At 71.2% G+C, this 11,307-nt stretch carries 12 protein-coding genes and 2 tRNA genes; 4 read left to right on the forward strand and 10 right to left on the reverse strand.

Going from position 1 to position 11,307, the window contains the following annotated elements; all coding sequences use genetic code 11:
• Positions 1–112: 112 nt before the first annotated feature.
• Together EJA20_RS11875 and EJA20_RS11880 are read right to left on the reverse strand one after the other, a co-directional pair.
• On the reverse strand, positions 113–823 hold the full coding sequence (locus EJA20_RS11875) for an ABC transporter permease (protein ID WP_129338362.1): 711 nt from the start codon (positions 821–823) through the stop codon (positions 113–115).
• A gap of 3 nt (positions 824–826) precedes the next feature.
• Positions 827–1,558, reverse strand: a complete 732-nt coding sequence (locus tag EJA20_RS11880; RefSeq protein ID WP_240675433.1) for an ABC transporter permease — start codon at positions 1,556–1,558, stop codon at positions 827–829.
• 94 nt (positions 1,559–1,652) lie between these two features.
• Between EJA20_RS11880 and EJA20_RS11885 the strand changes: the two genes are divergently transcribed.
• The gene (locus EJA20_RS11885; RefSeq protein WP_240675435.1) at positions 1,653–2,717 is read left to right on the forward strand and encodes an ABC transporter ATP-binding protein; all 1,065 of its coding nucleotides are present in this window, start codon (positions 1,653–1,655) and stop codon (positions 2,715–2,717) included.
• Positions 2,714–3,652 (forward strand): ATP-grasp domain-containing protein, encoded by a 939-nt coding sequence (locus EJA20_RS11890; RefSeq protein ID WP_129338363.1) that lies wholly within the window; start codon positions 2,714–2,716, stop codon positions 3,650–3,652. The genes EJA20_RS11885 and EJA20_RS11890 overlap by 4 nt, the downstream gene beginning before the upstream one ends.
• 45 nt (positions 3,653–3,697) lie before the next feature.
• On the opposite strand, the gene EJA20_RS11895 is transcribed toward EJA20_RS11890, so the two are convergent.
• From EJA20_RS11895 to EJA20_RS11915, 5 genes are all read right to left on the reverse strand, one after another.
• Positions 3,698–4,681: an SPFH domain-containing protein gene (locus tag EJA20_RS11895; protein ID WP_164983956.1), complete on the reverse strand. Its 984-nt coding sequence runs from the start codon at positions 4,679–4,681 to the stop codon at positions 3,698–3,700.
• 49 nt (positions 4,682–4,730) lie between these two features.
• Entirely contained in the window at positions 4,731–5,021 is a 291-nt protein-coding gene (locus EJA20_RS11900) for a hypothetical protein (protein ID WP_129338365.1), read from the reverse strand.
• Between the two features lie 181 nt (positions 5,022–5,202).
• Positions 5,203–5,275, reverse strand: a tRNA-His gene (locus EJA20_RS11905).
• Between the two features lie 125 nt (positions 5,276–5,400).
• Complete coding sequence (gene orn / locus EJA20_RS11910) at positions 5,401–6,000, reverse strand: oligoribonuclease (RefSeq protein ID WP_240675439.1); 600 nt, start codon at positions 5,998–6,000, stop codon at positions 5,401–5,403.
• Positions 6,001–6,221: 221 nt separating this feature from the next.
• Positions 6,222–6,482 (reverse strand): hypothetical protein, encoded by a 261-nt coding sequence (locus tag EJA20_RS11915; protein ID WP_129338367.1) that lies wholly within the window; start codon positions 6,480–6,482, stop codon positions 6,222–6,224.
• 433 nt (positions 6,483–6,915) lie between these two features.
• On the opposite strand from EJA20_RS11915, the gene EJA20_RS11920 reads away from it, so the two are divergent.
• Positions 6,916–7,491, forward strand: a complete 576-nt coding sequence (locus tag EJA20_RS11920) for a hypothetical protein (protein ID WP_129338368.1) — start codon at positions 6,916–6,918, stop codon at positions 7,489–7,491.
• A 186-nt stretch (positions 7,492–7,677) separates the two neighbouring features.
• Here EJA20_RS11920 and EJA20_RS11925 read toward each other — a convergent pair whose 3' ends face one another.
• From EJA20_RS11925 to EJA20_RS11935, 3 genes are all read right to left on the reverse strand, one after another.
• Positions 7,678–9,354: a hypothetical protein gene (locus EJA20_RS11925; RefSeq protein ID WP_129338369.1), complete on the reverse strand. Its 1,677-nt coding sequence runs from the start codon at positions 9,352–9,354 to the stop codon at positions 7,678–7,680.
• A 478-nt stretch (positions 9,355–9,832) separates the two neighbouring features.
• Complete coding sequence (locus EJA20_RS19940) at positions 9,833–10,099, reverse strand: helix-turn-helix domain-containing protein (protein WP_129338370.1); 267 nt, start codon at positions 10,097–10,099, stop codon at positions 9,833–9,835.
• 110 nt (positions 10,100–10,209) lie between these two features.
• Positions 10,210–10,285 (reverse strand) — tRNA-Arg (locus EJA20_RS11935).
• Between the two features lie 93 nt (positions 10,286–10,378).
• Between EJA20_RS11935 and EJA20_RS11940 the strand changes: the two genes are divergently transcribed.
• On the forward strand, positions 10,379–11,307 hold a 929-nt coding region (locus EJA20_RS11940), incomplete at its 3' end, for a GTPase (protein ID WP_240675437.1).

Genomic DNA, 11,307 nt, shown 5'->3' on the forward strand with positions numbered 1-11,307 from the left:
GCGGCACACATTCGACCCCCGCGTCCCGGCACGGGCAAGCGCTGGGGCCGACCGTCCCGCCAGCCGGTACCGGACCGTGACCTGCCGGGGCGCCGCGGGCGGGGCGGGGCGCTCACCCCGCGGGGCGCAGCACCCGTCGTCGCGTCCGCCCGGCGGCGGCCCGCTCGCGCAGCCCCCGGGGCGTCAGGGCGGTCTGCGCGAGGGCCAGGAGCCCCTCGACGAGCAGGCAGAGCCCCGCGACGAGCACCCCGCCGGCCACGACCTGCCCGTACCGCTGGACGCCGAACCCCTCGACCACGATGGTGCCCAGGCTCTGCCCGCCGACGAGGGCCGCGAGCGGGACCGTGGCGATGACCTGCACGACCGCGGTCCGCACGCCCGCCGCCACGAGCGGGACGGCGAGCGGGACCTCGACCTGCCACAGGCGCTGGGCCGACGACAGGCCCGTTCCGACCGCGGCCTCGCGCACCGCGGGGTCGACGCCGCCGAGCCCCGTGACGGTGTTCGCGAGGATCGGCGGCACCGCGAAGACGGCGCACGCGAGGACGGTGGCCGTGCTCCCGAAGAAGCCGCTCGAGGCGAGGATCGTCAGGAGCGCGAGGGTCGGCAGCGCCCGTGTGGTGTTCGACACGACGACCCCCACGGTGGCGCCGCGCCCGCGGTGACCCAGCCACAGCCCGAGCGGCAGCGCGATCGCGGCGCCCAGGAGCACGGCCAGCAGCGTGACGAGCAGGTGGGTGCGGACGAGGTCGACGACGCCGTCGCGACCCGTCCAGTTGAGCGGGTCGTTGAGCCACACCAGGGCCTCGCGCAGGACGTCCACGGGTCACGCCCCCCGTCGCGCGGGCCGGGCCGACGCCTGCCCCGCCCGCGACCACGGGGTCAGCGCCCGGCCGACCAGCACGAGCGCGAGGTCGAGGACCAGCGCGAGCACCAGGCACAGGAGCGTGGCCGTGAGGACCTCGGCGTGGTAGTTGCTCCGGAAGCCGCGGAACATGAGCTGCCCGAGGCCGCCGTACCCGACGACGACGCCCACGGTCACGAGCGCCACCGTGGTCACGGTCGCCTGCCGCAGCCCGGTGACGACGCTGGGCAGCGCCGACGGCAGCTCCACCGCCGCGAGCATCCGCAGCCGGCCATAGCCCATGCCCCGCGCGGCGTCGGTCACCGCCGGGTCGACGCCCCGCAGCCCCACCAGCGCGTTGCGGAGCAGGACGAGCAGGGCGTACGCGACGAGCCCGATGAGCACGGTGGTGCGGCCGATGCCCGTGTACGGCGCCAGGACGGCGAACAGCGCCAGCGACGGAACGGTGAACAGGACGCCGGAGGCCCCGAGCAGGGGACCGGCCAGCCGCGGCCGCAGGTGCGCGAGGGCCGCGAGCGGGAGGGCGACGAGGGTCGCGACGAGCACGGCCTGCACGGTGAGGGAGGTGTGCTGCGACAGCGCGCCGAGGATGTCCTCGCGGTTGCGCTCCACGTAGGTCCACGACAGCCAGGGGTTGGCCGGGGGCGCGCCGGCGGCGGCGAGCACCGGCACGAGGGCCGTCGGGGCGTCCACGCGGCGACCGTACCGGGCCGCACCGACGCGGGCCTGAGGAGCGCGCCGCCGGCGTCCCTGCGCCCGCGGGCCCGACGGCGGCTACGGTCCTGCCGTGCCCTCCGAGACCAGCGACGGCTCCATGATCCGCTTCGAGCACGTGCACAAGGCGTACGACGGCGCCCCGCGCGGTGCCGGGGCGGGCGCCGGCGCGCCCCGCGCGGCGGTGGAGGACATCTCCTTCTCGGTGCGGCCGGGCGAGCTCCTCGTCGTCGTGGGGCCCTCCGGGTGCGGCAAGTCCACGATGCTGCGGATGGCGAACCGGCTCGTCGAGCCGACGTCGGGCCGCATCCTCGTCGACGGCGTGGACGTCCTCGCGGCCGACCCGGTCCGGCTGCGGCGGAGCATCGGCTACGTCATCCAGGAGGTCGGGCTCTTCCCGCACCTGACGGTCGGGCAGAACGTCGGCACCGTGCCCCGCCTCCTGCGGTGGGACCGGGCCCGCACGGCCGAACGCGTAGACGAGCTGCTCGGGCTCGTCGGGCTCGACCCCGGCCGCTACGCCCGCCGCTACCCCCACCAGCTCTCCGGCGGCGAGCGCCAGCGCGTCGGCGTGGCCCGCGCCCTCGCCGTGCGCCCGCCCGTGCTGCTCATGGACGAGCCCTTCGGCGCCGTCGACCCCGTCGGGCGGCGGCGCCTCCAGGACGAGTTCCTCAAGCTGCACCGCGAGCTCGGCACCACCGTGATGCTCGTCACCCACGACGTCGACGAGGCGATCCGCATGGCCGACCGCGTGCTCGTCCTGAGCCGCGGCGCGAAGGTCGAGCAGCTCGCGCCGCCGCTCGAGGTGGTGGCCCGCCCGGCCACCCCCGCGGTGGCGGACCTCGTCGGCACGGGGCGCGCCGCCCGGCTCCTCGGCGTCGGCCACCTGGGACGACGCGACCTCGTGGCCGTCGGGCCGGAGGACCGGGACGCCCCGCGGGTGGACCTCGCGGCCGACCTCGGCAGCGTGCTCGCCGCCCTCGTGCCGGCTGCGCGCGGCCGCGTGGTGCTCACCGAGGGCGGCACGGAGGTCGGTGCGGCGGACGCGGCGGCGCTGGTCAGGGCCCTGCGCCGCCTCACCGACGGTGGCGTCGACCACGTCGCGGCGGGCGGGCGCGTGGGTACGCTGCCCGCGTGAGCACCCCCAGCGCACCCACCGCCCGGATCGCCCTCGCCACCTGCGCGGAGCTGCCGGGTCTCGACCCGGACGACGCGCCCCTCGTCGCCGCCCTCGAGGCGCGCGGCATCGCGTCCGATGCCGTCGTCTGGGACGACCCGACGGTCGACTGGGGCGCCTACGCCGCCGTCGTCATCCGTTCCACCTGGGACTACACGGAGCGGCCGGCGCAGTTCGCCGAGTGGGCCCGCCGCGTCGAGCACTCCTCGCGGCTGCTCAACCCCGCGGACGTCGTGACCTGGAACATCGACAAGACCTACCTGCGCGACCTCGAGCGGGCCGGCCTGCCGATCGTCCCGACCATCTGGCTCGACCCCGAGCGCAACCTCGACTCCCGCGCCATCCACACGCGGTTCCCCGCCTTCGGCGACTTCGTCATCAAGCCCACGGTGAGCGCGGGCTCGCGCGGCACCGGCCGGTACTCCGCCGGTGAGACGCAGTCGCGCTCCCTGGCCATCACGCACGCGAAGAACCTGCTCGGCGTCGGCCGCCGCGTCATGCTCCAGCGCTACCTGTCCTCCGCCGACTCGGTGGGGGAGACCGCGGTCGTCTTCGTCGACGGCGAGGTCTCGCACTCCGTGCGCAAGGCGCCCAGCCTCGCCGGCCCCTACCGCCAGGGCGAGGGCGGCGAGGGCACCCTGCACCGGGACGTGGTGCGCGACGCCGAGACGGCCTCGGAGGCCGAGCTCGACCTCGCCCGCCGCGTCGTGGCCGCGCTGCCTCAGCTCGTCCCCGGCGTGGCGCACCCGCTGCTGTACACCCGCGTCGACCTGCTCCCGGACGACCAGGGGCGGCCCGTGGTCCTCGAGCTCGAGGTCACCGAGCCCTCCCTCTACCTGCAGCAGGGGCCGCAGGCGGCGGACGCCTTCGCGGACGCCCTGGTCGCGCGTCTCTGACGGCACCCGGCGCCGCTCGGCCGGTGGCCGGACGGCGCCCGGGCGTCAGGGCTGTGCGGGGACCTGGACGAGCGGCGTCGAGCCCTCGGGCACCACGAAGACCGTCCCGGCCTTCATCGCCTCGATGCGGCGCTGCTCGAGCACCTGCGGGGTGAGCGACTCCGACAGGAGCCGGTTCGCCTCCGCCTCGGCCTGCGCCTCCACGACGCGGGCCTGCGCGCTGACCTCCGTCGCCCGCAGGTTCGCCTCGGCCTCCGCCTCCTTCTGCTGCGCCACCTCGACGGCCTTGATGGACTGCTCGACCTCGTCGGTGAAGCGGATGTTCTGCAGGCTGACGGTCGAGATGGCCACGCCGTAGCCGCCGAGCCGCTCCGTCAGCGCGTCCGTGAGGCGCTGCGTGGCCTCGCCGCGCTTCTCGCCGCGGAAGTCGACGGGGCGGTAGGCGGTCGGCACGTCGCGGGTGACGGCGAGGACCTGCGGCTCGATGACCTGCTTCGTGAACCGCGCCTGGTCGCGGTACTGGCGGTAGAGCTCCTCGACCTTCTGGGACTGCAGGTTGTACGTGACCGACAGGTCGAAGTTCGTCTGCGCGCCGCCGGAGACCGACGAGGTCACCTCGAGGCCGTTGATCTCGCCACCGGTGTACTCGGGCACGGCGCCGTCGCTCGAGCCCGCGTAGGTGAGCACCTGGGAGAACAGGTCCCAGTCGCTCGTCGTCTGCCACGGCGCCTTCCAGCCGAAGCCCGGCGTCTCGTCGACGCCCGCGATCGTCCCGCCAGGATTGATGAGGACCTTCGCCTGCCCCACGGACTGCGTGTAGATGCTGGCGAGGAACGCCAGCAGGAGCGCCAGCAGCAGCAGGAGCGCGGCGGCGACCCGCGGCAGGCGGCGCCGGTCGCCCTGCGGGCGTGCGGCCTTCCCGGCGCGGCCGGTGCCCTCGGCGGGCTGCGGCGGCGTCGGGGCGAGCAGGAACGACAGGCCGAGGACGGCGAGGCCGACGACGGCCACGACGATGGCGGTGACGAACACGGGGCTTCCCTCCGGTCTTGCGGGTGCAGGTGCAGGTGCGCTGCAGGGCCTATCGGCCGTCGCGGCGGCGACGCGCGGGATCGGCGGGGCCCGCCGGGTCGTCGCCGTCAAAGGCCCTCTCCCAGGCGTGGCGGTCCCGCTGCCGGTCCTGACGGCGCTCGACGAGGGCCTCGTGGACCTCGGGGTCGGCGTCTCCGGCCCGGAGCCGGCGCCCCTCGGCGCGCCCGGCCTCCCGCAGCGCGGCCGCGGCCCGGGCCCGGCGGCGGCCGACCCACCAGCAGACGGCCACGGCGAGGACGGCGACGACGAGCAGGGCCAGGGTCGGCAGCAGCCGGGGCACGGGTCCTCCGCGACGGGTCCGGGGTGCCGACGGGTGCCGGCCGGCCCCCAGGATGACCGGGCGAGAGGCGTCGTCCGGCCCGTTCCGGTCCGTCGGGGCGGGCTTCACCCGGGTGACGTGCGCGCCGCCCGGCCCCGGGACGACGAGAGCCCCGTCCCGGGGGACGGGGCTCTCGCGACGGGGTGGCTAACGGGACTTGAACCCGCGACCCCCTGGACCACAACCAGGTGCTCTACCTACTGAGCTATAGCCACCACGACCGTCCGTGAGCGGTGGGGCACCACCGGGGACGACCGGGCCCGGGCGAGCCGGACCGAGGACAGATCATAGCGGGTGCGCGCCGTGCGCCGGACATCGCCCACGGCGGCGCCGAGCGCGCTCAGGCCTGCGCGCCCGGGCGGCGGCTCGGCAGCGCGGACTGCTCCACGATCTGGCCCGCGATGGCGCGGGCCTCGGCCGAGGACGGCCCGGGCGCGGGCACGAGGATCGCCCGGCGGTAGTAGCGCAGCTCGTCGATGCTCTCGAGGATGTCGGCGAGCGCGCGGTGCCCGCCGGTCTTGGCGGGGGAGGCGAAGTAGACCCGGGGGTACCAGCGCCGCGCGAGCTCCTTCACCGAGGAGACGTCGATGATCCGGTAGTGCAGGTGCCCGACGAGGTCGGGCATGTCACGGTCGAGGAAGCCCTTGTCCGTGCCGACGGAGTTGCCCGCGAGCGGGGCCTTGCGCGGCTCGGGGACGTGCTCGCGGACGTACGCCAGCACCTGCTCCTCGGCGTCGGCGAGCGTGGTGCCCTCGGCCAGCGCGTCGAGCAGGCCGGACGTCGTGTGCATCTGACGGACGAAGTCGCCCATCTGCTCGAGGGCGGCGTCCGGCGGCCGGACGACGACGTCCACGCCCTCGCCGAGCACCCGCAGCTCGGAGTCCGTCACCACCGCGGCGACCTCGACGAGCGCGTCGGCGCCGAGGTCGAGCCCCGTCATCTCGCAGTCGATCCAGACGATCCGGTCGTTGGCGTGGTTCCCCGCTGGGCCCGTGCTGCTCACCGGGACAGCGTAGGCGCCGGGCCCGCCGGGGCGTCCCGGCCGCGTACCGACCGCGTGCGGACGCAGAACGGCCCCGGTCCCTCAGGGGACCGGGGCCGCGCTGGCGGGTCGGGCGTCGGCGGGGGCGGTGGGCCCGGGGCCGGTGCCCCGTGGGTGCGTCAGCACGCCGACCCGGTCGAGGTGCGGCGCTCGCCGACGGGCTCGGCGTGCTCGGCGAGGAAGCGCTGGAGCGCGGCCTCGTCGAGGGCGAGACCGGCCTCGACGGCGAGCGAGGCCGGCACCGTGGCCGGGACGCGGGTGGCGGCCTCGGCCGTGGCGCGGGCGGCGACGGCCTCGGCGCGCCGGCGTGCCGTCTCCGCGCGCGCGACGCGCTCGGCGTGGTCCTGGCGGGCCAGGCTGTGGAGCATCTCGGGATGCATGGGTGGGCCCCCTCCGGGCATGACGGACCAGGCCCCGGTCGGGCCCGGCGGTGTGCTGTGGTGCGGTGGGAGCACTTCACCAGAGCAGCAGGTTCGTTGTCATCCCTTTTCTCCTCAGAGGCCGCTTGCTCGGCGCGCTGTCCGGCAGGCCAGCCGGGTCAACATGGAGACTGCGGTGTTTTCGGCAAACTAAAGGACCGTGCCTCGTGGGGGCATTCGACCTCGTGACGCAAGAGCGCAGGAGCGGATCGTTAGTCAGCAGAGATCCTTTCCGCTCGCCGCCGTCGGCTGCGTACACCTTGTCGTGCGCGCACTTCCGCCAGTAGCCTGGCCAAGGGTGGGTGATCTCCACAGGGGAAGACGAACGTGACCACGTGCATCACCGCTTTCGCCCGCGCATTCTCTTCGAAGCTCAACAACTCGAGGTGCCGACATGGATCCAGAAGTTCAGCAGTTGGCAGGGCAACTCGCAGCGTCGGCGTTGCGCAATACGGCGGCGATGGTTGCAGATCAGGTCAGAACCATCACGAGCAGCAAGCGCGACCGCGATGCCGTAGCCGAACTCGAACAAATCATCAGCGAATTACTGGCAGATAAGGCGGAGATCACCCGAATCGCACAAGCCTACCAGGAGCAACTGGTAGCACAGAAGATTACCGACGACGAAGTCCGGTACGTTGCTGACACGGTGGTGCCGACGCTGAAGGAGGTCGCCAAGACAACGGGCACGAGCGAGAGCGAGATTGACAAGGTGCTTCCCGCTCTCGAAGCACTCATTTCAGTACAAACGGTGACCGTGCTGCAGCTTTTCGGCTTCAACTTCAAGAGAGCTGTGGGTGAGCCCCTCACCGATCTCGTCGCGCGGGCTATTCAGAATGCGGGGCCAGCCCCCGTCGACGTGGCCGCCGATCTAACTCTGGCGAGAGCCCGTCAGCAAGCGGCAATGGCGGAGGCGGTTCTCGATCCGGACGCGTTCGCCCGACTGCAAGCTGTCTTCGGCGGAGCCTAAGAGGTGATGGAGAAGGGTCGCGAACTGATTTTAATCGCGTGAGTGGTCGACGACTACGCAAGAATATCTGCGAGGACGCGTGGCCTTTGTCGGGCATCGTGGCGGGTGGTTCGCACGGCCTCGGCGCTGAGCAACTGGTCTGAGTGACCGAAGCAGAGCGCCAATGCACCGGGAGATGCGCAATCATCACCTCATATCTGGCGCCCCCTCGATTGCTAACGGCACTGGTGTCATTAGGGTTGTGTCGGGATCGGTCGTCACCAGTGCAGGCACATATACGCGAAAGGGTTGCCCGTTCCGCGCCGCAATGATGACGTCGCGGCCGTCGGCTGCGTGTGTCGCTCGGGCAGAATCGGTCGACACGAGGAGGTCTGTGTTGAAGATCCGCACATCTGGAAGCTCGACCACCTGACCAAGAATGAGGAAGGTTAAGTCAGTCTCGATGGCAACCCCCGGAGCGGCTGTCGCGCCGTACAGCTCCGATCGGCTGTCAACATTCATTCGCATTGCGCCATAGGCGGGTTCCTCAATGCACAAGCCGTCCGCCAGGAGACGTGCGGCACGGATCTCCCGTCGCTGATCCCAAGTCATCGAGTCCGGAATCTGCCATGGCATATCGAAATGCTCCGACAGGCGCGCCAAGTCGTCTACGAGTTGTCGCGTGTATTTATCAATCGTCGATGAACCGACTTGAGCGATCGTGCCGCCCAGAAGCCTCTTGTTTGCTACATACAGCTCTACCGCGTTACCGCGGTCCATGGCATCCAGGAACCGTAGCGTCCGGCGTGCATCAATCGCCTCAACGCCAACGATGTCAACAGAAAGATTGGTTTGCACCTCCGCTCCCCCGTGCGGAACCAACAACACCATGTTCAAACCGCCGCGAAGGGTGGCCTCGAGCGTCCGCCCCTGCTGCCCTCGACCGGTTACCGCGGCGGTGCCATTCAACGTAGCGACGCGCGATCCAGAATTGGTGACTGCTCGTAGTTCGATAGGCTGTGAGCGAGAACGGTAGGAGCGCATGCGCAGCGAGACGTTCGATTCCTCGCGTGCGGCCCAGCTCGGCCCTTCAACAGCAAATCGTGTCACGGCCTCGGGCGGGAGTACCAGTTCTTCACTACCGCCAAAATCGAGGAAGTTGGTAAGTCGTTGCTGCGTAACGTCGGGTAGCTGCGTAAAGTCGACCTCTACGCCGATATTAATCGGCTCCTTTTCTTGGGCGTCGGCGCGGAGCGCACGAAGCGTGTGAGTGACTCGACCGCCGATCATCGATACATCGTTAGTCCAGTAAAGACTTCGTGCGCTGATCCGTTCGGCTAAGGTGTTGACTGCGTTGTCGAGGTCCTCTGCTGTGTTTAGTGCGGCATGCATCAGGCCGACGGCGCGGAGCGCGTCCTGTGTGGCGGCATGTGTCGCATATCTCAGAATGGAAGGGTGTCGCGCCAGTTCAACATCCAATTTTGCGCGACCCATAAGAGCCACTTCTACCGGCAATTTTCCCTTCAGACTGCGCACAAACTTGCGTTCCTCGACCGTCGGATTTCCTGGCGTCACGAGGACCCACCGTTCTGGCGCACTTTCCATCGCCCTCCGGAACGACTTTTCGATCTGCTTCCGCCGAACCCTGAATAGCGACGAGAAGCCCTCTGGAAAGTATTTGAGTTGGTAGATCACTAAGACATGGTCGTCGTGGTCTCTCCTAACGTCGACGTCTATTCCTCCGTCCCCTCCCCGCCCGTCGATGGCTTCGACGGTGCACCCAGCGTCGTTGGTATGCTTCTGTACTAAAATTGCTTCTACGAGCCGGTCAAAGGCGGGCTGGCCAAGTTGGTCCCAAGAAACCGAGGTAAGCACGTTGGTCACAGGGTGACCGTACTACTGCTCGGTCGGGCGGGCTGCCCGGACGCGCCGCCGTTGAAGGAGCAGGGTCGGAGCTCGCTTGCGGCGAAAGTTCTGGCCCCGTATTGGCGCTTCAATTTCTCGCTGGGTCGGATTGAGTAATTACCTCGGGCGTCCTGCGACCTCTTTTCGTGTACCGGTCTGCAGTCGTGAAGCCCACGCCACAGAAACTATCTGCCAGGTCGTACGTATTCTTCCGGAGCGGAAAATTGCGTAGCGTGCTACATGGCCGCGCATTAGCACTGTCACCTAGCCGAGTAGCCAGAGTGCCGTCCACGACGTACATCTCCCTCAGCCGCCACCGCGCCCTCCGCTCGTAGGATCGGCAGTGCTCTTCCCGGCGACGGCGACCATTGACCTCGATCCGATCCGATCCGCCCGCCGCAATGCTTGTGTAGACCCCGACCAGGGTAGGACGGGCTGCAACGTCCCAATTCGTGCATTATCCACACCGAACCCTCCGAGATGCGACCGCCGCACCTCTAGGACGGCGACCCGACGTCCAGATCAATCTGGCGCGGGCAGGACTCGGTCGATGTGAGCGGTTGCCCAGCGCCTCCAGGCCACCGTCCTCGTACCGGCGCAGCCACGTCTGTAACGTCTGCTTGGACACCCGCCACGACGCCGCGACCTCGCTGATCGTGCGGCCAGGACCAGAGGATGGCAGCGCTGCCGTGTACCGCTGCTCCGCCACACTCATCTCCCTCATGAGCGAGCGTCAAGGGTTAAGCCGAACCGTTGTCAACTGCACCGGAAACCCCGGCAAACCTCAGCCGAACACGAAACGTCAGGGATCAGGCGGCGCAATACAGTCGGGATTGGCGCCCCCGGCAGGACTCGAACCTGCAACCGACGGATTAGAAGGCCGTTGCTCTATCCGTTGAGCTACGGGGGCCAGCCGCGATCGTAGTGGCGGGCCCGGCCGACGGCGGGGCGCGCGCCCGCGTGCCGCGTGGACCGCACCCGTGCGACCAGGCACGATGACGGCGTGGACGCACAGGGCGGGTCGGCGGTCGGGGCCGGTCCGACGCCCGGCGCGTCCGGCGGCTCGACGCCCTGGCTCGCCGAGGACGCCCCGGAGCAGATGCTCGCCCGGCCCCTGGCGGCCAACTCCCTCGTCGACGCCGTCCGCGACCTCCTGCGCGATGCCGAGCGCACGGGTTTCCCGCTCGACCTGCCGGGCGTCGAGGCGGCCCGCCGCAGCCGCGAGCGCCTCGTCGACCAGCTCGCCGAGCACCTCCTGCCGCGGCTGGCGCAGCTGTCCGCGCCCGCGCTCGTCGTGGTGTCCGGGTCCACGGGGGCCGGCAAGTCCACCCTCGTGAACACCCTGATCGGGCGCGAGGTGACCGAGGCCGGGGTGCTCCGGCCCACGACCCGCGAGCCCGTGCTCGTGCACCACCCGCTCGACGCGGAGCTGCTGGCCCGGCACCCGGTGCTCGAGCACGCGACCGTCGTGCCGGACGCCGCCTGCCCGCGCGGCATCGCGCTGCTCGACGCGCCGGACCTCGACTCCGTCGTCGCGAGCAACCGGGTCTCGGCGCACCGGCTGCTCGAGGCGGCGGACCTGTGGCTGTTCGTCACGACCGCCCGGCGGTACGGGGACGCCGTGCCCTGGTCCGTCCTCGACGCGGCGGCGGCGCGCGGCACGTCCGTGGCCGTGGTGCTGGACCGCGTCGCGCCCGACTCGGTGGCCGTCGTGCGGGCGGACCTGCTCGCGCGGCTGCGGGAGCACGGCCTGGCCGGCTCACCCCTGTTCGTCGTGCCCGACCTCGGCCCGCACGAGGGGCCTCTCCCCGACGCCTACGTCGCGCCGATCCAGCGGTGGCTGTCCGTGCTCGCGGGTCCCGACCGCGCCCGGACCGTCGTCGCGCGCACCCTGCGCGGGGCGCTGGGCGCCCTCGGGCCCTGGGTCGCCGA

The organism is Cellulomonas endophytica (assembly GCF_004123805.1).
Classification (GTDB): Bacteria; Actinomycetota; Actinomycetes; order Actinomycetales; family Cellulomonadaceae; genus Cellulomonas; species Cellulomonas endophytica.